Here is a 22,915-nt window from a genome sequence, read left to right on the forward strand (position 1 = left end):
CAAGTACCAACTATTTAGTAGTCATTAATTTTTAAACTTCTCTTCAATATCCCGATCAAACACGAAGATGGACATTCCTTTGTCCTCTTCGATATTGATATCAACAAATACCTCAACGAATTCTACTCCTAAAAGTTCCTCCATCTCAGCTGGGTGATTTTTCTTATAAATCTCCTTAACCATTTCGGTCCGAGCAGCCCGCAGCATTTGTTTTCCATCTTCCGCAGTAGCAATAAATTTTTCAATCGGAGATAAATTCCCCTCTAATTCACAGATTGCCCAGTTCTTACAAAAGGTTGTTCGCACTTGACTAGGGCCTTTCCCCATATGGCGTTTACGATACGCGCGAACAATATTACTAAATTCCGCTTCATATTTACTCAATAAACTCATCTCACTTGCTATTACTTCAGGTTTACATACTGTTAATGTTGTTAATATTGTATTAGTTTACTAGAAAATTTGCAACTTTCTTAACTTACCTGGTTTTTCAATGGTGTATTTTTATTCATTTGGCCACGTTTTAGCTTATTAATATCAGCACGGATAAGTATTGAGATGACAAACGCTATGACAAACAATCCTGAGAAGAACGTTAAGCTGCCTGAGTAGCTGCCTGTCGTATCTTTAATCCAAGCGGCAAATAATGGACCCGCAAGACCCGCCGCTGCCCAAGCGGTTAGAATATACCCATGGATTGCTCCGAGCTGCTTTGTGCCAAACAAATCACCGATATAGGCTGGAATCGAGGAAAATCCACCGCCATAGCAAGTATAGACGATAATTAGCATCCCTATGAACAACCATTTAATCGATACCTCTGGTAAGAAGAAGAAAATCACCATTTGCAGGACAAAGAAGGAAGTATATGTAGCAGGTCGTCCAATAATATCTGAAAAACTAGCCCAGCCAATTCTTCCTAAACCATTAAAGATTCCAATCGCTCCGACAAGAGCTGCGGCTGCCGTCATATCAATGCCGATACTTTCCATCGCCAGTGGCTTTGCAACTGCTAAAATCGCAATTCCACAAGTCACATTAATAAATAACATCAGCCATAAATACCAGAAACGTTTTGTTTTAACCGCCTCATTAGCCATCAGTTGTGATAAATCCATATTTGGTTTCGCTTTGCCACTATTAATTTTCTGTTTATATCCGTCTGGGAGCCATCCTTCTTCAGGTTTTTCAAGATAAAGCGAGGATAGCATCATGATGATGAAGTACGAAATTCCAAGTATGTAAAAAGTATTGGCAACACCTACTGTCTCAATGAGCATGTTCATAATCGGACTAGCAATGGCGGCTGCAAATCCAAAACCCATAATCGCAAGTCCGGTTGCAAGCCCCCTTCTGTCAGGAAACCATTTTACGAGCGTGGAAACAGGCGCAATATACCCCACTCCTAATCCAATTCCGCCAAGTGCTCCATAGAAAACATATAAAAGGTATTTTGAACCTAAATGAACAGCCAGACCAGACCCGACGATACCCACTCCAAAAAAGATTGCAGCTAGTAACCCTGATTTTCTAGGGCCATATTTTTCAACAAAGTGACCAAGAAATGCGGCAGACAAACCTAAAAATAAAATAGCAATACTAAATGTCAGAGCCACTTCTGAATCCGTCCATCCGAATAAGTCCTTTAATGGAGTCGTAAAATTACTCCATGCATACACAGAACCAATTGAGATGTGAATCCCAACTGCCGATAAAGCAATCAGCCACCGATTTTTTGTCTTTTTCATTTTTACTTACCTCTCCCTTTTGAAATTCATTTTATATATAAGCTTTGTGAACAAATAAAAACCGTTGAAAAAATTCACTGTAGGTTCCTAAGAAAAAGGGAATCATAATGAATTCTTACAACGGTTTGCCTTAAACAGGGACGCTGTTAAGTACCAACAGTTATTGTTTAATAGAGTTATAAATACCTTTAACCGATCAACAGGAACGCTATTTCGTATTAAAAGTGATTCATAATTTTTTAAAAGTTCACAATTTGTTCACATTTGATGTTTTTTATCATACCATGGAAGCGAATTCAATACAAGAGAAAAAATATCTAATGAAGCGGATTTCAACTGCCATATTTCACTGTTATTAAATTGTAATATTCTTATAACATAGTTGACAGAATTATCTGATATAATTTCGATACATTTAATAGTATGAACATTCGGGGAATTAATAATAGAATCATTATTTTAAAAAGAAGGTTGTGATGTTAAGTGATAAAAAAGATCGTAACATTGTTTAGCTTGGCCATCATGCTTACCGCGTTCGCGAATGAATTTTCTATACATATGGTTTATGCGGAATCGTTCAGTGACTTACATAATCAAGACAAACCAATCCAAGTAGAGCAGGCAGCCATTCAAACAACGCAATTAACTGCTGAACCAGAGGTTCCAAACCTCAAAGATAAATTAGTAAGCAAACTAACAGCGGAACCAAAAATCCCCAACCTTCTTATCCATCTAAATAACGAAATGAAACGAGTATCTGAAACTATTCAAGAGAATAGTAAGGCAATTCCTGAAACAGTCAATGAGGTCGTCTCGATAATAGGGAATGAATACATAAGTACGGTCACCACGGCAGGGAGCAAGTACATTGGAAACTCTGTTTATGTGTTTGGCGGCGGAAGAAACGCTAATGATATTGCCCGTGGAAGATTTGATTGCTCCGGCTTTGTTCATTGGGCGTTTGCACAAGCAGATATCGAAATTGGCAGCCATACAGATTCAATAAAAAAGGGCGGTCGTCAAGTTTCTCCTCAAGAAATGCAGCCAGGAGATCTTGTCTTCTTTGACACATATAAACGAGACGGACATGTTGGGATCTATCTTGGTGACGGAAAATTTATTGGATCCCAAAGCTCTACCGGTGTCGCCATTGCCGACATGACGAAAGGTTATTGGAAAAACGCGTTTAAAGGACGTGTGATTCGAATTTAAAAAAAAGCCCTTAATTTTACCGTAAGAGCTTACAAAAGAGATTTCTTATATTAAATTCTCATTGATTTTATTGAGGCGAATCTCATGTTTATGTCGTCTTCTTTTTAGCCTATTCGCTTTTTCTTTTTGATAGAAATAATGAACAATAAAGTAAGAAATAATGCTCAGGATAACTCCAAAAATGGTCATTCCAATTAAAGCATGGACTCCCCCATGAAGGAGGCCAACTAAACTGTGGAAATCACCTTGTATGAATTGATGAAAAGAGAAAGATGTATGGTGTCCGATTCTGACTTGCATTGGAAAGATTGCTTTTCCAAGTGTTCTAGCAAAAGGTAACAGAATCACGGGAAGCAGCGTAAGTTTTCCTATGACATTTCCGATGATGGACGCCGGTAATGATCCTTTAGCCAACCGGACAATTGGTACAAATAGTATATATATTAGTGAAGCCGTTGAAATAACGAGCATTTCCAAGCCAAAGCCAAGGGCAAAGCCCAATGAAACCTTTTTGGCTCCTTCAGGAGATCGAAGAAGTTTTAAGAAGTTTAACTTAAAAGCACGTCCAAGCCGTTGAAAAGCATTATATTTTTTTTGTTTTATGCTCATAAGGTTCCCCTCCTAGTGAAAAAAAAGATAAGTTTATTATATTCTATATTAGCGGTAAATTCTAACCCTTCAAAAAATTTTTTTCATAGGATAGAAAAAGCAGCATCATTAACACACATGTCTAGCTGTATCCTCTATTTTACACTTTAATTATTAAAAATTAATAAAAAATTTATTAGTTATTGGTAAATATTCATCCACTACCAAAGCAGGATTAGTAACGGTGTATTCGAGACTTAAGAATCAGGACCTCTTAATCATTTTTACTTCGGCAAATGGCAAATTGAGGTTAAATCCTTCGGTACGTATCGGATGGAGGGCAATGAATTCGAATATGGTCTTAACGAGTTCGGACAGACGGTAAACATGCCTGCCGGCTTCAAAGGCAGAAACCTAAGGACAGAAGCTGTTAACGCAGCGAAGGCTGATATGGCTGCTTCAGGTGAAAAGTTCGATTTTAATTTTGTCATCCATGCAGGATATGATGAATCAGGCGTCTGGCAGGAATTTGGCGAAATAATGTTTCAAAATGCCGATGCGATAACAAATCCATTCGGTCCAATCGTTGCTGGAGCAAATGTACCTGGTATGCCTAATTCGGCGATTACCCGCTATGTACCGTGGACCTCCTGGTATGCTGCCAAAAGTATCTGGTCAAGTGCCGGCGGCGGCACATCCATCCAAGGTGAAAATGATGGAATGGGCGTATTTGCTCATGAATTTGGTCATATTATGAATCTAGGCGACAACTATAATAATCCATATGCTATTCCTGTATCCCGTACTTACTCGGGTCCTTGGGAAATTATGAGCCGCGGCAACTTCAACGGTCCAGGTGGTTCACACACTCGCTGGATGGTCCCATCTACTCTCGGAGCATCCGCACCATCACACCATATGCTGCGAAATAAAATCAAACAAGGCTTCCTCGCGCCGGACCAATATCTGAGTCTGGACCGTGACAAACTTGCTGAAACTGGACCAGTATTCGCCGATATTCTTGCGCGTGAGGTGCCTACTGGCAGCGAATTTGGACGCGAGGGATTACACGGCATCAATATTAGCATGGTGGATAACACACCTGCAAACTCATTAAATGACGATTGGCGTGCTGACATGCAGCGCGGGCCTAAATGGTACGATAACTATACAGTCGAAGTAGTCGACCGCATAGGTTCAGATTCTTTTGTTCCGGACTCAGGTGTATTACTGGCGAAAACAAAGAATAGCGAATCTGCACCAAACATCTGGGTAGTAGACTCGCATATAGAAGATATCAATAAAGTAGACTTCAAACGGCCAGATGGATCCACTGCCATGCTCTCCAAGGGGGATTATCAACAGTTAGCCGACGCCCTCTTTAAGGCAGGGACTGGTGATGACGTGGTTAGTGAGTACACAGATGAATATAACCTTCTTCACTTCTACATGTTAGATAAAAAATATGACGCAAAAGGTGCTCTTTCTTATCGGGTAGCAGTGCGGCATCTGGATGGCGCCGGCTCCTTTACACGTGGTGTGTCTGTTGCAATCGGTAGGTCAGACTTTGCTACACCAGGTAAAGTAGCTGTCTACTATTTCAATGTAAAGAAAACAGGGAATGCAACAGATCTCATTCGTCTTAATGCCAAAACTGTTGCTGGCTGGGAAATTCAGTTACAACATAACGTGATTGAATTGGAAGCAGGTAAAACGGTTTCCGTACCAGTTTACGTTAAGATACCTAAAGGGGGCAAAGGTCAGATGCAGCCAACACCGACAAACCTTACCTTCACAAGCACATCAGAGACTGATGCAGGAAAGACATCTACCGTGACTCGCCGTGTTGGCCCTGGTAATGGAAATTAAAGCATAATAGTTAAAGAGGTAATACCCCTTGGGTATTACCTCTTTTAATAGACTGCTAGATTTATAGGGAGCACATTAAAAACCAGCAGCCTCCAAAGGGATACTGCTGGCTTGCATTTACAGAGGAACATAGTCTACCGTTCACTAAATCATTGGTGGGTTTGGCAACACAGCATACTTTTAAAAATTAACGCCTTTTTTCCCTTCCACGATTGGCAAATTTATAACACTTTGGCCAAGATGGACATTGAAAGTAGCACCTGTTGCCGAAGGAAGTGTCCGCTGATACGAGCTTCCTGCTATAATGACTCCGATGCGATGGCCTTTCTTAAAGACATAGTCATGAGGCAATGCGCCCCACTCAAATTTATAATTTTTACCTGGATTTAGTGGATCTGTTGCTAAAAGTGATTTCCAATTTTGCGGATCAAACCAGCCTCTAGAGACAATTTCATATGCTGCTGTCCGGAACGTTTTTTCTGTTTCTAAATAACATGCGCTATCGGTCTCCGTACTCTCACCCCAGCATGTTCTGTTTGTTAACGTCCTGATTCCTTCTCCGCTTCCGGTATGATTTACCCTTGTGTCCATTCCGTAATCGACGATCATCACGGTTAAATTGGAATTATCCTTATCTACTGTTGCTCGAAGTGAAATTTCCGGTACACCGCTCATGCGGGCATCATCGCTTAGTGGTTCAGTGAGGAATACTAAACGGTCGCTTTTCACGGTCATTTCATTTGTGACCATCGCCGTTTCTGTTTGCCTCGGATTGTCTGTAAAGGTTTGCGTAAAATTACCTTTTACCGGACCAGTTGTTAAAACTCCAGGTGAATTTTCGTTTTCCCCAGGTCCAAAGCGGATTTTCGTTGATTTCACATTTTTCTCCGGCCATGAGGCATGGGTTTCCCAAACATCTGCTGTTCGTTCAATATCTACAGCAGGCTCATCCATGATGCCATTTTTCATGCCAAGGAGCCAGTAGTCAAACCAGCGATGCAGCGTATCGACCCACTCTGCTCTGCGGAAATCAAATGGATCGACGTGGCCTGTTTGCGCAAGCCATAGTTTGCGAGGCACTTTCTCCTTATTTAGTGCTTCCCACCAGTCATTGAAATGGTTCATCTTCACGTTTAAGTCATTTAAACCATGGATGGCGAAGACACTGGCCTTTACGTTTTTTATTTCTTTCACATAGTTTCTTTCATTCCAAAATTCATTGTAGTCGCCGGTGGCGTCATCTGCCGCTTGATTTACACGATCGAACACATGCTGACATGTTGCTTTCCGGGAACTGTTTACCACCCTGCTTGCCAATCCACCAGGCCCATTATTATAGTACGTAAGCCCTGCATAGCGGTAATAATTATACCAATTGCTAATTGCGCCAATCGGAACGATTGTTTTTAAGCCTTCTACTCCCGTAGCCGCGACACCATTTGCTAATGTGCCGTCATACGATTTACCAATCATCCCAACATTACCGGTTGTCCACGAGGCCTTTACCTCGTTATTATTTTTATCAACTGCCGTTGCCCTTCCATTAAGCCAATCGATGACAACTTTTATACTTTCAATTTCTTCATAACCGCCGGTAGTTGGGCAGCCATCCGATTGGTTGGTTCCTACCATATCCGGCAAGACAACTGCATATCCTCTTGGAACAAAATAATTATCATAATAAAGCGGAAACTTCTCATTAATCCCGTCTTTATCTTTGTCCTTTACTTCACTTTCATTGCCTCTTCCTAAACTCTCATAGTAAGGGCTGGCATCCATAATCACAGGTACCTTCAGCCCTGTGTCAGACTCTTTCGGCCGAATGATGTCTACGGCAATTCGATCAGGAACCCCGTTTTCATCCGTGTCAAGGCTTGATTGGACAAAAACGGTCTCGCGAATGGCATCCTTGTAGGAATATTTCGCCTCTGATTTTACATTTGCCAATGAGTTTACTGCTTGACCCTTCTTCGGCGCTACTGTTTCCGCATTTGTATAATTCACAGATGATAGCGTTAAAGCGATGGTTGTTACTAAAGTGGTTACTAGAGAAAACGCTCTCTTTTTCATTAAATCCCTCCTTTACCCTATTAAATTCAATTGTTGGATATGGAGGGATCTGTAAATAGTGCATAAATTACCAATTTTCAAACTATTAATTTTTATTTAATACGTGAAAGGACTTACATCTTTTAATAGAGGAAAAGTCTTTTAAAAAAAGCTAGTTTATTCGTAAAATCGATTAATTAACATTCATCACTTCTCGTTCTTCCTTTGCGCCTAATAAATTGGCTAAATAATCTATGGTCGTTAAATATAGGATTCCATTCCCTTCAAGCTTTGGCGAATTCCCTAGTGGTACGGTCCTTCTAATCAGTTGAGCATACAGCTCTGGCTCGGTTAGCTTTCTTTCAAAAGCTTGATTCGAGATCGCTTTAATCAGCGCAAGTGCGCCGGATACATGCGGTGTTGCCATTGAAGTTCCACTAAGCTTCGCATATTTTCCATTAAGGTAGGTTGATACTATATTTTCACCCGGAGCGACTAAATCAACTTCCTCATTTGAATTGCTAAAATCCGAGATATGGCGACCCAGTCCGGTGGCGCCTACACTGATTACCTCGTTATAAGCAGCAGGATAGGAAAACTCGTCTGTTGAATCCCGTCCGTCCCCTTCATTTCCGGCCGCACAAACAACAAGAATCCCACTTTCTACGGCCTTTTTAATCGCCTCGTGTAATTCAGGAACATCTGCAGGACCGCCAAGGCTCATCGAGATAATATCCACCTGTTGTTCAATCGCATAATAGATTCCATTGATAATCCACTCATACTGTCCGGAGCCATGTTTATCAAGAACCTTCACGATTAACAGATTGGCTTCCGGTGCAACTCCTACTACTCCGAGATCATTCGCGGTTGCTGCAATCGTACCGGCAACATGTGTGCCATGACCATTGTAATCCCGATAGTTCGTTTGATCACTGCGGTCATCTTTGGTGAAATTTCGACCGCCAATAATTCGATCCTTTAAGTCGGGATGGGAACTCTCACAGCCAGTGTCTAAAATAGCGATTGTGATCCCCTTCCCTTTTGTTTTTCCCCAAACCTCAGGGGCCTGAATCAATTCCACCCCTTTTGGCACCTCGGTTACCTCTTCAAACTCTGCAATCACCTGGTACGGAATCAAGCGTACTTTTCGCTCCATCTAATTCCCTCCTAACAGATTTAATTGAAGCCAACCCATGATGTTAGTAATAGTTTAACAATTCAGAATATATTAAAAAAGGTTCCTTTGGAGTGTTTTTAGTGATTTTTTAACATAATAGATATCGAATTTGAAAAACAAGTAGCAATATGTAACATTTTACAGCTTTTGATATATTCGTTACTTTCGAAAAGAATTTTTAATAAAAATTAAATAATCTAGTAAAACAATAGTGGTTTTATGTATGATACATTGATTTTAGCCTTTTAAAAAACCTGAGAGTTTGTAAGAATAAATTTTGCTTCTATTTTGCGAAAAAGAATGAGTTGATTACATGTTGAACGTAAAAGAAGTTACTGACCACTTAAAGGACTTAGAGATAACAGATAGCGAACAGATCGTTATACGTTGGATTTTGGAAGGGAAAATTAAAGCTAAGCGGACGAAGAATTTAAATATTGATTACATAATCAAACCAGGGGATTTAGCAGCATTCATATTAAAAATGCAGATTGAGAAAAAGAGCAAACAATTTGGTGTTGATTATCAACAATGGGAGAAAACGTTCCATGAAAACCAGATATTAAAAGAGGAAATCGAAGAATTAAAAAGTATAATTCGCATCGAACAATCCAAAGTTCGCGGCTTAAAAAAAATGTTAACAGCAGAATATGCTCTTTCCGAGTCACCACCTTTTACATACACCACATTTTTAGGATTAGATCCGGATGCTGACAAAGCTTTGATAAAAAAAGAGTTTAAAAAACTACTTAAAGCTCTTCATCCTGATCGAGGAGGAGATGAACGGCTTTTTAAAGTGTTTTATGAACAGTACAGGAAATCCGGTGTTTAACCAAGGGTTTTATGAATATATACATGGAAACTCTCACGATTATATTCGGGAGATTCCCATGTACTAATAGAATGTAGCCTTTTTAAAATGGCATTTAACACTTCTCGTTCTTACGTTGAAGTGTTTTTTGTGTGTCTTCCAACCCTTTTTTATCATTGGTTAAGCAAATCGCGAAATTTGTTCAAACAATATGACGCTTGTCCAATCAAGGTTAGAATTAGCAAATATATTAAATAGTGGAGTGTTTTTCCCTCCAATTTTCTAAAAGGAGGTGATTAGATATGTATGGTTATGGCGGCGGCTATGGCGGTGGCTATGGCGGTGGAAGCAGTTTTGTATTAATCGTTGTATTGTTCGTTCTGCTTATCATCGTAGGTGTTTCTTTCATGAGCTAGTAAACTGTCCTGAACACCGGGCACATTAAGAGTTCATTTTTCCTATGAATTTGAACTTCTAATGAAGAGAGGATTAATTAAATGACATTTGGATTTGGGGGATTTGATCGAAGAGACAGGTTTTTTCGTGACGGTTTTAGAAGAAGACGGTTTTTCCCCATTGAAATTGAAATCGAAATAGAGAGAAGAAGACGAATTGAAATCGAGATTGAGATTGAGAGAAGAAGGCGGTTTGAATTCGAAAGGAGACGCAGATTCTTTTAGCGTTTAATTTAAAAAATGTTCCTTTGGGCCTTCGGGCTCTTTTTTTAATATATAGAACCTCGAATAGTTGGACAAACCATTTTTGCTTTAACCCTCAGGGCATTCACCCATATTTTTTTTTAAAAACGATACCACTTTTTACGTAGCTGCATTTAATGTAAGGTGAAGGAGGATGATGTTCATGACTGAAACGAATTTTCATCAAATTGCCCATGAGTTATTAAAGAAAGAAGTTGAGGTTATTACGCTTCAAGGGAATTTTAGCGGACGGCTGATAAATGTAGGTACAGATGTGATTGTTTTGGAAAGAAGAGGCAGAATTCGTCCAGTGAATTTGGCCATAAGAATCGAAACCATTGTGTTAATTTATCGTGCCGAACCAATGCCAAGAGGACCGTTTGGGTTTTCTCCAGAGGAATTTCATGAGGAACAACACCATGAGAGCAGCGATGAGAGAAAAAGATAAGGATTCAAGTGTTAGATTTTAATTGAGCTTAGCGGGGAGAATGTCCTTCATAGCTCATATGAAGGACATTCCCCGCCACATAGGTATTTTTTTAAATGGACGAGAATTCAGTTACCAACTGGTCAAAACGCTTTAAGGCGTTGTTTATCGGTTCAGGCGTGGTTAAATCAACGCCTGTTTTCTTTAACAATTCGAGTGGATAATCGGAGCTTCCGCTTTTCAGAAAATCTAAATAGGCCTTTAATGTCGCTTGGTCTCCAGCCAAAAGCTTTTCGGCAATATGAATAGCGGAGGCAAAGCCGGTTGCGTATTTGTATACATAAAACGGCCGGTAGAAATGCGGGATTCTTGACCAGCCATATTTGACTTCATCATCAAAAACAACCTCATCACCGTTGTATTGTCTGAATAAGGATTCATACGTTTGATTAAATACTGCTACATTTAGCGGCTTGCCTGATTCCGCGAGCTCATGAGTGATTTTCTCGAATTCCGCAAACATCACCTGGGTATAGAAGGTTCCTCTAAATTGATCGATAAAATGATTAAGTAAATGCTTTCGAATCGCTTCATTTGTTTCTTTATTAAGTAAATAATTAATCAGTAATACCTCATTCACGGTTGAGGCCACTTCGGCGACAAAAATGCTGTATCCGGCTGAGATTCTAGGCTGGTGCGAACTGGAATACCAGGAATGCATCGCATGACCGAATTCGTGAATCATCGTGAACATACTGTCTAAGTCGTCATGTTGATTTAACAGGACAAACGGGTGAACGCCGTAAACCCCTAAATTGTAAGCACCGGACCGCTTTCCTGGCGTTTCCCGTACATCAATATAACGGGCCTCTTTAAATGTTTTCAGTGTGTTGACGTATTCCTCGCCAAGAGGGGTTAATGCTTCCAGAATGGTTTCATAGGCATCATCATAAGAAATTTCGATTTTCACCCCATTCACTAACGGGACATTTAGATCATACTGACGCAGTTCCTCTACCGCCAGCTTTTCTTTTCGAATCGTGGTATACCGGTGCAGCGGAGCGATATTTGCCTTCGTGGCTGCAATCAGATTTTCATAAACTTCTTTTGGAACCATGTCCCCGAATAACCCCTTCTCCAATGCTGAAGGATAGTTCCTTAGGCGTGCTAGGGTTACGTTTGTTTTAATATTGGCAGCCAAGGTGGAGGCAAGCGAATTTTTCAGCTGAAGGTATGGTTGGTAATAGGACTTATAGGCTTCCTGGCGCTTATTTCGGTCATCATCTTCAATCAGTTTGGAGTACATGCCGCGCGTTAATTCCACTTTATCTCCATCATCCGTTGTTACCTCACCGAATTTGATATCAGCGTTATTGAGCATATTATAGGTTTGGCTGGGAGCTGAAAGTGCTTCTCCTAGATGGGAAAGAATTTCTTCTTTTTCCTTACTTAAGACATGTTCCTTGTAACGATACGCTTCGAATAGATCCTGTTCGAAGTAATCCAGCCGCGGCTCTTGTTCAATAAATTCTCTTAAGGTATGTTCTTCAAGACTTAATAAATAGGGCATAAAAAACGATGTTGCCGCATTTAATTTAACGGCAAGCTGCTTAGCCCGGTCAACCAGTGACTGCGCTGCGATATCTCTCGTGTCCACATCTGCCTGCAGCATTCCATACACATATACAAGGTTGAATGTACTGGATACTTCTTCTTTTTCAGATAGATAAAGATAAAGGGATGTGCCATCGTGAATGGCGCCATCATATTGCTTAAATTTCATTGTCATTTCTTCGATACGGCGATAGTCCTCTTCCCATGTTTCTAACGACGGATAAATGTCCTCCATGTTCCATTTTTCGTTCTCAGGTATTTCTGCTCTGGATTGATACGTGTTCATCACAAGCATCCCTCAATTCTTTTTTTTTAATGTTTCGATATCTTTATTATAACGGATTCCATTGGAAGTTTTTAAATAAAAAATCGTAATTCGATGTGAAATCGCTTCCTTCACCCGATGACACTTATGAAATATTAGTGTTTTTTTTATCTGTTAAAATTTTGGATGATTTTGCTGAAAAAAAGTGGTGGACTTATTTTTTAAGCCTGCTATAATCCATATAGATACTAAACATTACTATTAAAGGTGGACATTATGGGGAACACTTGCAGGTATGTTGTCAACGCACTTGGAAAAGGTGGGGAAACATATTATACTCTTTGCAAAGATAAACAAGAATTACAGAATTGGATAACCAATAATCGAGAGAAATTAATAATGGAAGAACTTATGATCAAGGATAAACAGCAAAATCTATTTTCGAAATGGTTCAGCTTTAAAAAACTATATTAATAGTATGACGCCATTCTATTTAGAATGGCGTCATTGTTTGCCTGTTAATTCCAAAAAGTGTAATAGATTTGAGTCCATTACATTTTTTTATTCGTCCAATTCTCGTATTCTCTTTCGCAATTCAATCAATACGGCTCTTGGGTTTTCTAATTCAAAAATAACATATTTATATTTTCCAAATCCCTCTAATTCCAAGTGTATGAGCGGTACCTTATGTTCATAGGAAAGAAAATACCATTCGTCACCAAACTTGAAGCTTCCTTCATAAATATTGAGCGGAGCAATGGTGGTTCCTGGCATCCGAAGCATCCACATCGGTGGTTCAAATTCATCGATATAGATACTTTTAATTGCTGTATAGGGAATTTTCAACTGCCACTTTAGGGCAAACAAACTTAAAACTCCCGTTAATTTAAGATTGAAATCTTCCTTGTTAAAGCGCACTACTCTCCCCATAAGCGGCCACCTCACATTTGGACTTCGATCATATCCTTATACATATTTTAACACTGGAATATTTAGTAAGCCATTGATTTTTTTCTAAACTACCTCTTTTATTTTTACATCCGTGAACTTCCGTTTTTGAATGTAGAGCAGTCGGAATGATAAAGCGATGCCTGCCGCAAGTAATCCGAAGGTTAATCCAATCCAATAGCCTCTAGCTCCTAAGCTGGTATAATGAGCGAGGAGGTATCCGACGGGAAGACAAATTAACCAGTAAGCAATTAAGGTCATGATAAAGGCAATATTGACGTCCTTGTACCCTCTTAACGCCGCCTGCGCTGTTACCTGAATCGCGTCACAAATTTGAAAAAAGAGGGCAAAAATTAAAAAGTTCGCCGTTAAGTTGATGACCGCTGCTTCATTGGAATAAAATCCGGCAACCTGGTAGCGAAATATTACAACAAATACTCCGCTAATAACCGCACTTAAAATCGCTAGGTAAATCCCGAGCCAGCTGTATTGTTTCGCATCCTTATAACGGCGCGCACCGACCTCATATCCGACAAGAACCGTTTGGGCCATCGAGATACTGATTGGAATCATATAGAGAAAGGAGACGATGTTTAACGCCGATTGATAGGCCGCAATTGTCGTGACGCTAAACTTACTTAAAAGAATCGTGACGACGGCAAACATACTCGTTTCAAAAAAAGTTGACAGTCCCATCGGCACGCCAATTTTTAAAATTTCCTTACATTGATCCCACGAAAACTCCTTCATATTGGCAAACACAGGAAACAAAGAAAATGGAACTTGTGTTTTAACGATGAAAATGGTCATGGCCATTATTGCCCAATAGGTAATCGAGGTCGCATACCCCGCCCCGGCTCCGCCGAGTTCCGGAAAACCCAAATTTCCAAAGATGAGACAATAGTTCAAGAAGAAATTGAGTGGTAATGCTAAAAGGAGGATGACCATTACGACTCTTGTTTTTCCAAGTGCATAAATAAAAGAGCGCAGCACGTTAAAAATAAACAAAGGCAAAAGTCCATAACTTAGGCCAACCAAATATTCAAAAGCCGTGTTTTGCACACGGGCGGGCAGATTCATTTTATTTAAGATGGGATCTAACAAGAAAAATCCTGCGATGATAACGACCACGGCAATGATGACGGACAGGTAGATTCCATGCTTGACAACCGAGGAAACCTCTTCGTTCTTCTTCTCCCCGAAATGCTGCGCCGCAATAGGGGATACAGCAAGCAGGATCCCGCTGATTCCCATGAAGACCGGACTCCAAATCGAGGAGCCAATCGCCACTCCAGCAAGGTTTGAGGAATCATATTTGCCTGACATAATCGTGTTGAAAAAAACCATTGAAAACATGCCAAGCTGGGTAATTAAAATCGGTATTAATAAAATAAAAATTTGTTTTGTCTTTTCTTTGATGGTAAAAGTCTGATTCATAATGGGTACTCCTTAAGATTTTAAAGCACGAACCTTCATTACCCTATTTTTTTATTATTTTTGATGGGTTGTTGAGTTTGTACAGGACTGCTGTATCAACCAAGAATTCCTCCGCCACGTCTTTCCCTTTGGCTAATTTCTTGGCGGCCACTTTTCCGTCGAATTCGAGTAAATCACCGGGGGCAAGTTCAAATTTCTTAAGCGTTTTGCTGTGGCTGCACCAGGCAAGTCCAATCTCTAGCGGGGATTCCTGAACAATTTGTACATGTTCTAAAACGACCACTTCATCATTTTCTTCATTAAAAGGATTGTAGGTTAGGGCAAATTGTTTGACGGTGGCTGTAAAGTGAACTTTATCGACGGGAAGTTCGAGCTTCGGAGCCTTTTCTTTCTTTGGTTTCGTTTCTTTTGCTTTTGCGGGTTTCGCTGCTGTTTCTTTTTTGGAAGTATCTGTGTCCTTGGCAGTCTGTGATGGTTGGGTAACTGCTCCACCAGGTTCTGTCGCTGCAGATGCTGCAGGTTCTTTGCCCTCGACTGTCAACAGGCTTTCTTTCCCAAAACTTGATTGCTGCATTTCTTTTAAATAGGCAGGGTGGATACAGCTTACATTCCCGTCTTGAAACTCAATCACCAGTGTAGCAAATCCCCCTCCACTCCCGTAGGTTTCATATCCTTTGATAGTAACCTGACGCTGATAGGTTCGGTCCTTGTACCAAAATTCCTTTTTCGCTTCCTTTGCTGAGGATAGTCCCCACTCCTTCAGCTTGTCTTTATAATGCTCCACATCTCGAAAAGTCTCGTAGTCCCCTTTTGGCGGAATATAGCGGGTCAACTCTGTTTGTTCGATATGTACATGTGCCATAACAACTACTTCACTTCCTTTCACTATGTTTCTTGTTTGATTATACCATTTCAAGGGGAAAACCATAAACTTCATGAACACAAAGTGAATGGCACATAAAGAGGTGGATATTTTGGCATAAAAAAAGACCCTGCGAGAGGGTCTTTTTCATTTATGTTGGCTTTAATTATGCTTTGCGAACGTTAGATGCTTGTGGTCCACGTTGACCTTGCTCAACATCAAAAGTAACTGCTTGGCCTTCGTCTAAAGATTTGAAACCTTCTCCTTGGATTGCTGAGAAGTGAACGAATACATCGTCTCCAGCTTCGCGTTCGATAAATCCAAAACCTTTTTCTGCATTAAACCATTTCACTTTACCATGTTCCATTTGTATATCCTCCTGCTGTGCGCTGTGCACAATGTATTACTATCCTTGCTCAAATCTTCAAGACAAAAAGCTTATCACTTTAACGTTCTTTCCGATAGACAAAAATAATTCTTCTTAACTATAACAGATACAATTGGAAAATGCAACCGAATAATGGCAAGCAAAGTACAAGATTTTTTCGTCTGCATCCTTTAAGAGTGCTGCGATTTCGCAAACATATATAAACCAAACGTTTTTCTTATCGATAATATCATTCCCATTAAAATCATATTGGAAAACAAGGAGCTGCCGCCATAGGTTAAAAACGGAAGGGCAATCCCTTTAACCGGCATGACTCCAACAACCATGCCGATATTTTGGAAAATTTGCACAGAAAAACTCAATGTGATTCCAGCACAAATATACATACCAAAAGAGGTTTGTGATTTATGACCGATTCTAATAATTCGATAGAGCAAAAGCATGAATAAAAGAACAACGAAAGAGGAAATGATAAAACCGCCTTCTTCTGCTACGGTTGCAAATATAAAGTCAGTATGTTTCTCAGGAATGTAAACATTCCCCTGCATGTATCCTTTCCCTACGAATTCACCGCTCCCAACTGCTAGCAAGGATTTTTGGCTTTGATAGGCTCCTTTACTATCCCCTGTAGGATCCAGCCACCCGATTATTCGCTCCTGTTGATGTGGCTTTAAGAGAGGAATTAAATCTTTATAAATAATGTCGGGCTGATAGTAAAACAAATAAACAAGCACACCGGCTAATAAAAGAGGCACCATTACAAAAATAGTCACCAATTTCCGTTTTAATCCTGATAAATACAGCATGCTCGCGATTGCAATGAAATAGAGAAATACCATTCCCGTGTCGGGCTGTTGGTAAACAAACAAGGAAGGCGGAATCGTTACGAGCAGTATTTTTCCAACAAGCAGTAAATCTGACCCCACTGTCCTGAAAATATAAGCTGCGTTATGCTTTGAAATGAGTCTAGCAGCTAATATGATTAATGAAATTTTGAAAAACTCAGATGGCTGAATTGAGCCTAATACAGGAATGCTATACCATCTTTTCGCACCATAAATCACCGGAGCAATCTTCTCCGGTGCAAAACGCAATAAAATGATGGTGATAAACATAAAAATATAGGCGGGCCAAGCTAATCTTTCAATTTGATCCATATCAAGCTTGGCCACAAGGATTAACAGGACAAAACCGATCATATAATTGATTCCCTGTTTCAAGGCAAAATTTTGTGCACCATACTGACCTGTCTGCTGACTGCTATAAATAAATACAATACTTATCATAAAAAAGGCCATCAAAATGAGCATGATGGCACCATCTAATCTTCTAAAAATTGTTGTTTCTGTGTTCATTTATTTCACCTTCAAACCATTTTGATCAATCATTTAGCATGCTCCGAGCTTACTCAGCGGTGTTAGTGGGCCTTGCTCATTGGCTGCTATCTTCTGAAGATGACAAGAAATCACGTAAAGCCTGCTTATTTTTTTCAAAATCAAGTTTAAGCACGGCTCCGACTTTAACCGTTTCATCCTCATATGAACCTTCAATTGGTATCCGAATACTTTCCACTTTTTTGGAGTCCCCAGTAATTAACCCTTTACCAATTGATAGAATCGTTGGTGTATCGACATTTGTATCAATATAAGGCGTAGCCATCCCAAGGATTTTTGGCAGGTTAACTAAACTCTGAACACTGACTGCTTGTTCTTTGATTTTTGAAACTACTTCCTGCTGTCTTTCCACCCGGCCGAAATCACTTAAGCGATCATGGCGAAAACGAACATATCCTATTAATTTATCCCCATGTAATATTTGTTTACCAGGAAGAAGTGTCATTCCAATTCCGTGGGACATCTCATGTGGAATATCCACTTCAATTCCTTTAGGGGCAACGAGGTCAACGATTTTTGAAAACCCTTCAAAATCGACAATGGCATAGTAATTAATATCGACATCAAAATTTTCCTTAATCGTTTTCCTGACTAATTCTGGGCCTTCAAATGCAAACGCGGCATTAATTTTTTGCTTGCCATGTCCGGGAATATCGACATATGAATCCCTCATAATTGAAGCGACCTTCATATTATGTGTGTTTTGGTTATAATGAGCAATCATTAAGGTATCAGAACGTGCATGTTCCTCACCGCGTGAATCACTGCCAAGTAATAAAATATTGATCTCGCCAAATTGAGGTTCAGCTCCCTGAAATTCATCATACGATGTTTGTTCGTCCTTGTGCTTTCCAGCACTCGCTTCTGCCAAGCCATTTTTATATTGATAGACACTATAAATAACGACGGATATACCTAATAGTAGAACGGTTAAAAGGCTGTTTCTTAGCCATTTTCGTTTCTTTTTGGTTCTTACTCTGTTTTCCATTTTACACATCACCTGTCAGAATCATTTTTGTTTCAAGCATTTTTGGATAATAAATCTAAACCAAGTTTTACGGCGATTGCATCGTCTACATAGCCAATCGGAAAAATGTAATCAGGGATTACATCTACCGAAATAATAAAATAAATCAGTACACTGCCAATGATAGCAAGCTCCAAAGGAGTGCCATTCTTTAAGCGAAACCGCTCAAACAATTCTTTTAACTGGCTGATAAATGGGCCGATGCTGCCAACTTTTCGCAGCTTTTTCTTAAAGCCAGTAAGAATCGTCTCTTTCCCCTCATCGGTCTTTGCATATTGTTGATATTTTGCCAATTGCTGTTCAACCAACTCAATCGAAAACGTTTTATTGTTCAATTCAGATGATTCGAGAATCCTTTGAATGCTGTCAATCGACCAGTGAATATCTGAACTCTGCTGTTCCTGACTTTGATCTACCGGGAACCCGGCAGCTACAAATAAATTAGTGATTGGATATTCAAGACAGTTCGCGATTTTTTGTAAATGTTCAGGATTTGCCCTTCGTTTCCCATTAATAATCCTCGAAATGGTTGCTGTATCAATGTTAGTGAGCTCACTAAGCTTTCTCATTGATAATGACCGTTCCTTCAGTAATTCTTTTAACAGTAAACCAAGTTTACTCGTTTTAGGTTGATCCGCCATACCCATCTATCCCCTTCGAACAAAGATTAGCTCGTTTTTCATATGAGAAAATGATTTTTTTTATTTTTTATAGATTAATAAAGTAAGTGTCTTAGTGGAATATACATAACTATTGACATTTTGTCAATAAAATTTTATTTAGAAAAATTTAAAAGAAAGCTGTAATGGCAATGATTAAGATGATAATCCCGCTAATGATGGTTCCGAATTCCCCTAGTGTAAAAGAACCAATACGGACGGCAGCTAATTTATGACCTAACTTAACTCCGGCCCAAACACTGATAATACTGCCAATTGCAGCGGTAAGTGAAATAGCAAGCGGTGAAAAACCAAGAAGACCGGCGCCTAAGCCATTGGTAAGAGCATTCGCTGATAAGGCTACACCTAGTATTATCGCTTCCCCCCAGCCAATTTCTCCAGAATTATCTACATCAGCAGCTTCAGGATTTCTAAGAATACCCTTCATGCCTGAAGAAGGGTTCCCCTCTTTATGGCTTTCGTGTAAAGCCTTTTTCCGTGGTACAGCCAATAATATAATTCTGATCCCGATAATAATGAGAATAAACGAACCAATAATCACTGGGAACAAACCTGGTAAAATCTTAGAAAGCCAAACTCCAAAAGAAATTCCCGCTATGCTCATGAGAAAACAAATCAACCCAATCAATAAATTAGCCGCAACGCCAATTCGGATTTTGCGTATTCCATAAGTAATACCTACCCCTAAATTATCGACACTGGATGAAACAGCAAATGCCAAGATAATTAACCAAGACAATGTAAATCACTCCCAATTTTTTTAACATTGTATTGATTAAATTGACAAAAAGTGCTTATTTATTTCTTGAATATTGATAAATAGTCAACAGTTCGTTAGATAAACTATTACACCACGCGGTAACCTCGTCTCTTTTTAGAAAAAATTATAAATGTAATAGGATCTTTGCTACTGTAAAGTATAAAATTAACCCTGTTCCATCGACTAAGGTGGTAATAAATGGACCTGAAACGATTGCCGGGTCAACCTTCAACTTGTTCAAAATCATCGGCAAAACAGCTGCTACCATCGATGCCCAAATAACAATAAATAATGCCGAAATCGCGACAACTGCTCCAACGTTGAGATTAACACCGAGGAAGAAGGCGCGGATTAAAGCAACGGCCCCCATCGTTAGACCAAGAAAAACCCCTGTAGACACTTCTTTTCTAAATACCTTGAAAATATCTTTAAATTCAACTTCCCCTACTGCCATCGCCCGTACTAATGTCGTTACCGTTTGTGAGCCGGTGTTTCCCCCTGTTCCAATTAAGAGCGGCACAAAAAAGGCTAAGGCGATTTGTTCAGAAAGTGTGTCCTCATAATGCCTTAACACGGTCCCCGTATAAGCCTCAGCAACAAACAGAATTAATAGCCAGCCGATTCTTTTTCGATAAATGCTCCAGATGGAATTTTTAAAGTATGGTTCAGTCAACGGTTGACTACCGCCTAGCTTTTGAAAATCTTCGGTTGCTTCGTCATGAATAACGTCAATTAAATCATCAACTGTTAGAATTCCAATCATTCGCTGATTGATGGTGACGACGGGAATGGCAACAAGGTCGTATTTTGACAATACAGCAGCCGCTTCCTGCTGATGGACGTCTACAGAAACGGATATCGGTTCTCCTTGAATAATTTCTTCTAACACTGTACCTTCCTTAGCCAAGATTATATCCTTTAAAGAAACAACACCGACAAGTTCACCTTGTCTATCTACCACATAAATGTAGGAAACAATCTCTGCCTCATGGCCCACTTTTCGAATGTGTCCAAGTGTTTGCTCAACAGTCCAATGAATTCGGGCCGCAACATAATCGATTGTTGCCAATCTTCCTGCCGTATTTGGTTCATAGTTCATCAGCGTATTAATCTTCACCCTATAATCGTTTGGCAAATAGTCCATTAGTTTTTTCGCTTGATTCGGATGAACAGATAAAAGCAGATTTACGATGGTATCACTAGACATTTCATTTAAGAATTCCGATTTAAATTGTTCTTTCATTCGAAGCAGAATTTTATATTGAAGCTCCGGTTCTAAATATTCAAGAATTTCTGCCCCTAGTGGTGTAGGCGCTAAAAAGAAAAATGTTAATTGTTCTTCCGTATCTAGTTCACTCACCATGGCGGCTATATCAAATGGCTGTAAATCACTTATTAATTCATTTAAATTGACTTGACTTTGCTCTTGTAAGATTGTTTGCAATTCAAGCATCATGTTTTGTTCCATGATTATAACCTCCATTTTGTAAAGTGGCTCGAGGTATTTTATGTGTATTTTTCCATGATAAATTCGTCAAAATCCCCAATGAAATTAACATAAATATTAATGAAGAGCCTCCATAACTTACGAAAGGAAGAGGTACTCCTGTTATCGGCAGTAAACCCGAAACGGCTGCTAAATTAAAAATGACCTGTACCATGATTTGAAAGGTTAAACCAATAGCCAATAATTTAGCAAACGGATCTTTGGCTTGAAGGGCAATACGAACCCCACGGTACATAATAAAAAGATAAGAGAATATTACTAACAGCAGTCCAACTATCCCGAGCTCTTCCAAAACAACAGCCATGATAAAATCCGTATGTGCTTCAGGAAGATAGCCAAATTTTTCAATACTATGTCCGAGACCCTTCCCCCATGTCCCTCCCGATGCGATAGCATGGTAAGAACTAATTAACTGGTAACCGTCGCCGTATGGGTCGGCAAACGGATTTCGAAACGACAAAATCCGATTCATGCGATAAGGGGCGGATATGGCTAAAAAGCCAATTCCACCTACAGCTATACTTCCTAAAAGAATCAGGTGAATAACTCGCGCTCCTGAACACAGAAGGATGAACCCGCAAGGTAGTAAAATGGCCGTGGCTGTTCCTAAATCCGGCTGTTTTAATATCAGTAAAAAAACAACAGCCAAAATGAACAGCGGCGGCATGACACCCTTCCAGAAATGGGCAATATAGGCTTGTTTTTTTGCATATATGTTGGCAAAATATATGATCATCACAAGTTTTATCGCTTCAGTAGGCTGAACAAGCATTGGTCCTATTTGGAGCCAGCGTTGCGAATGGTTCCTCTCCACTCCGAACCCTGGAAGTAACACCATGATCAATAAAATAATCGATATCACTACCAAAATAGGACTAAGTTTACCGTAAACACGATAAGGAAATACAGCTGTGATGACCATCAGGACGAAGCCAATTCCTAATGAGTGAAGCTGTTTTGTATAAAAGTAGCGAGAATCCTGGAAATCAACCGAAGCGATCGGAAAGCTTGCACTATATACCATTACAAGCCCAAACAAACATAAGAAAATGGCCGCAATGACTAATAAAAGATCCATTTTTTTTAAACGGTTTAGATCCATGTATTCACCTCATGTTGACGATTATCGTAAACTTCGACACTGCCTAGCCAAATTTTTGCGGCAGAAAAAAATAGCCCTTATTTCTCAACCAGTGGAAATAAAGGCTATGTTTGCACATAAAAAAACTACTTTCGTTCGGCAATTTTTTAGAAAATTGACAGCTTAATAGTTATTACCTAAGTTTCCCCTCGTTCAAGTTTTAGCACTAAATAGCATAGGTACGTTTACCAGCTTCATTAAAAAAGACCTTCTTCCGATCTTTCCTGTTGACCCATTGGCGTCTCTCGACATTTTTGGGCAGAAGCGTTTCTCTATTTAGGAGCCTCACCTAACAGAATACTTTAAGTGT

The 22,915-nt window shown here is 39.6% G+C and carries 21 protein-coding genes, 1 pseudogene and 1 riboswitch; of the genes and pseudogenes, 6 read left to right on the top strand and 16 right to left on the bottom strand.

Annotated elements, in window-relative coordinates:
* Positions 1-24: 24 nt before the first annotated feature.
* Together BANVL01_RS08300 and BANVL01_RS08305 are read right to left on the bottom strand one after the other, a co-directional pair.
* Positions 25-384 carry a Na-translocating system protein MpsC family protein gene (locus BANVL01_RS08300; RefSeq protein WP_066086440.1) on the bottom strand — a complete coding sequence of 120 codons (360 nt, stop codon included), beginning with the start codon at positions 382-384 and terminating at the stop codon, positions 25-27.
* A gap of 89 nt (positions 385-473) precedes the next feature.
* Positions 474-1,748 carry an L-lactate MFS transporter gene (locus BANVL01_RS08305; protein ID WP_066086437.1) on the bottom strand — a complete coding sequence of 425 codons (1,275 nt, stop codon included), beginning with the start codon at positions 1,746-1,748 and terminating at the stop codon, positions 474-476.
* 831 nt (positions 1,749-2,579) lie between these two features.
* On the opposite strand from BANVL01_RS08305, the pseudogene BANVL01_RS28180 reads away from it, so the two are divergent.
* Positions 2,580-2,960: pseudogene (locus tag BANVL01_RS28180) on the top strand (C40 family peptidase); the annotation flags it as partial.
* Between the two features lie 45 nt (positions 2,961-3,005).
* Here the strand turns inward: BANVL01_RS28180 and BANVL01_RS08315 are convergent.
* A complete protein-coding gene (locus tag BANVL01_RS08315; protein WP_066086434.1) occupies positions 3,006-3,569 on the bottom strand; it encodes a DUF2062 domain-containing protein in 564 nt (187 codons plus the stop codon).
* A 312-nt stretch (positions 3,570-3,881) separates the two neighbouring features.
* Between BANVL01_RS08315 and BANVL01_RS08320 the strand changes: the two genes are divergently transcribed.
* Entirely contained in the window at positions 3,882-5,417 is a 1,536-nt protein-coding gene (locus tag BANVL01_RS08320; RefSeq protein WP_066086431.1) for an immune inhibitor A domain-containing protein, read from the top strand.
* Between the two features lie 180 nt (positions 5,418-5,597).
* Here the strand turns inward: BANVL01_RS08320 and BANVL01_RS08325 are convergent, their stop codons facing one another.
* Both BANVL01_RS08325 and BANVL01_RS08330 read right to left on the bottom strand, forming a co-directional pair.
* The gene (locus tag BANVL01_RS08325) at positions 5,598-7,487 is read right to left on the bottom strand and encodes a Xaa-Pro dipeptidyl-peptidase (RefSeq protein ID WP_066086427.1); all 1,890 of its coding nucleotides are present in this window, start codon (positions 7,485-7,487) and stop codon (positions 5,598-5,600) included.
* Positions 7,488-7,659: 172 nt separating this feature from the next.
* The gene (locus BANVL01_RS08330; RefSeq protein WP_066086423.1) at positions 7,660-8,625 is read right to left on the bottom strand and encodes a S8 family peptidase; all 966 of its coding nucleotides are present in this window, start codon (positions 8,623-8,625) and stop codon (positions 7,660-7,662) included.
* A gap of 334 nt (positions 8,626-8,959) precedes the next feature.
* Between BANVL01_RS08330 and BANVL01_RS08335 the strand changes: the two genes are divergently transcribed.
* The 4 genes from BANVL01_RS08335 to BANVL01_RS08345 all read left to right on the top strand — a co-directional run bounded on the left by BANVL01_RS08335 (position 8,960) and on the right by BANVL01_RS08345 (position 10,603).
* Positions 8,960-9,478 carry a J domain-containing protein gene (locus BANVL01_RS08335; protein ID WP_066086420.1) on the top strand — a complete coding sequence of 173 codons (519 nt, stop codon included), beginning with the start codon at positions 8,960-8,962 and terminating at the stop codon, positions 9,476-9,478.
* Between the two features lie 281 nt (positions 9,479-9,759).
* On the top strand, positions 9,760-9,873 hold the full coding sequence (locus BANVL01_RS26655; RefSeq protein WP_082804913.1) for a YjcZ family sporulation protein: 114 nt from the start codon (positions 9,760-9,762) through the stop codon (positions 9,871-9,873).
* 81 nt (positions 9,874-9,954) lie between these two features.
* Positions 9,955-10,137, top strand: a complete 183-nt coding sequence (locus tag BANVL01_RS08340; RefSeq protein WP_066086419.1) for a hypothetical protein — start codon at positions 9,955-9,957, stop codon at positions 10,135-10,137.
* 181 nt (positions 10,138-10,318) lie between these two features.
* The gene (locus BANVL01_RS08345; RefSeq protein ID WP_066086416.1) at positions 10,319-10,603 is read left to right on the top strand and encodes a DUF2642 domain-containing protein; all 285 of its coding nucleotides are present in this window, start codon (positions 10,319-10,321) and stop codon (positions 10,601-10,603) included.
* Positions 10,604-10,694: 91 nt separating this feature from the next.
* Here the strand turns inward: BANVL01_RS08345 and pepF are convergent, their stop codons facing one another.
* The 11 genes from pepF to ftsW form a co-directional block, all read right to left on the bottom strand.
* Positions 10,695-12,482, bottom strand: a complete 1,788-nt coding sequence (gene pepF / locus BANVL01_RS08350) for an oligoendopeptidase F (RefSeq protein WP_066086412.1) — start codon at positions 12,480-12,482, stop codon at positions 10,695-10,697.
* 540 nt (positions 12,483-13,022) lie between these two features.
* A complete protein-coding gene (locus BANVL01_RS08360; protein ID WP_066086406.1) occupies positions 13,023-13,391 on the bottom strand; it encodes a hypothetical protein in 369 nt (122 codons plus the stop codon).
* 84 nt (positions 13,392-13,475) lie between these two features.
* Positions 13,476-14,846 carry an MATE family efflux transporter gene (locus tag BANVL01_RS08365; RefSeq protein ID WP_066086404.1) on the bottom strand — a complete coding sequence of 457 codons (1,371 nt, stop codon included), beginning with the start codon at positions 14,844-14,846 and terminating at the stop codon, positions 13,476-13,478.
* Positions 14,847-14,889: 43 nt separating this feature from the next.
* Positions 14,890-15,732 (bottom strand): hypothetical protein, encoded by an 843-nt coding sequence (locus tag BANVL01_RS08370; RefSeq protein ID WP_235845511.1) that lies wholly within the window; start codon positions 15,730-15,732, stop codon positions 14,890-14,892.
* Between the two features lie 142 nt (positions 15,733-15,874).
* Positions 15,875-16,075, bottom strand: coding sequence for a cold-shock protein (locus BANVL01_RS08375; protein WP_066086395.1), 201 nt, complete (start codon positions 16,073-16,075; stop codon positions 15,875-15,877).
* A gap of 191 nt (positions 16,076-16,266) precedes the next feature.
* Positions 16,267-17,451, bottom strand: coding sequence for an FtsW/RodA/SpoVE family cell cycle protein (locus BANVL01_RS08380; protein ID WP_066086391.1), 1,185 nt, complete (start codon positions 17,449-17,451; stop codon positions 16,267-16,269).
* A 76-nt stretch (positions 17,452-17,527) separates the two neighbouring features.
* The gene (locus BANVL01_RS08385) at positions 17,528-18,487 is read right to left on the bottom strand and encodes an LCP family protein (RefSeq protein ID WP_066086387.1); all 960 of its coding nucleotides are present in this window, start codon (positions 18,485-18,487) and stop codon (positions 17,528-17,530) included.
* 23 nt (positions 18,488-18,510) lie between these two features.
* Positions 18,511-19,158 (bottom strand): helix-turn-helix domain-containing protein, encoded by a 648-nt coding sequence (locus BANVL01_RS08390; protein ID WP_066086383.1) that lies wholly within the window; start codon positions 19,156-19,158, stop codon positions 18,511-18,513.
* A 148-nt stretch (positions 19,159-19,306) separates the two neighbouring features.
* The gene (gene ytaF / locus BANVL01_RS08395; RefSeq protein WP_066086381.1) at positions 19,307-19,936 is read right to left on the bottom strand and encodes a sporulation membrane protein YtaF; all 630 of its coding nucleotides are present in this window, start codon (positions 19,934-19,936) and stop codon (positions 19,307-19,309) included.
* Positions 19,937-20,081: 145 nt separating this feature from the next.
* Positions 20,082-21,425: a magnesium transporter gene (mgtE, locus tag BANVL01_RS08400; RefSeq protein ID WP_235845513.1), complete on the bottom strand. Its 1,344-nt coding sequence runs from the start codon at positions 21,423-21,425 to the stop codon at positions 20,082-20,084.
* The gene (ftsW, locus tag BANVL01_RS08405) at positions 21,403-22,566 is read right to left on the bottom strand and encodes a putative lipid II flippase FtsW (RefSeq protein WP_066086378.1); all 1,164 of its coding nucleotides are present in this window, start codon (positions 22,564-22,566) and stop codon (positions 21,403-21,405) included. The genes mgtE and ftsW overlap by 23 nt, the downstream gene beginning before the upstream one ends.
* Positions 22,567-22,743: 177 nt before the next feature.
* Positions 22,744-22,909, bottom strand: a riboswitch (M-box (ykoK) riboswitch).
* Between the last annotated feature and the right edge of the window lie 6 nt (positions 22,910-22,915).

The sequence above is a fragment of the Neobacillus novalis NBRC 102450 genome, assembly GCF_001591805.1.
Taxonomy (GTDB): Bacteria; Bacillota; Bacilli; order Bacillales; family Cytobacillaceae; genus Neobacillus; species Neobacillus novalis.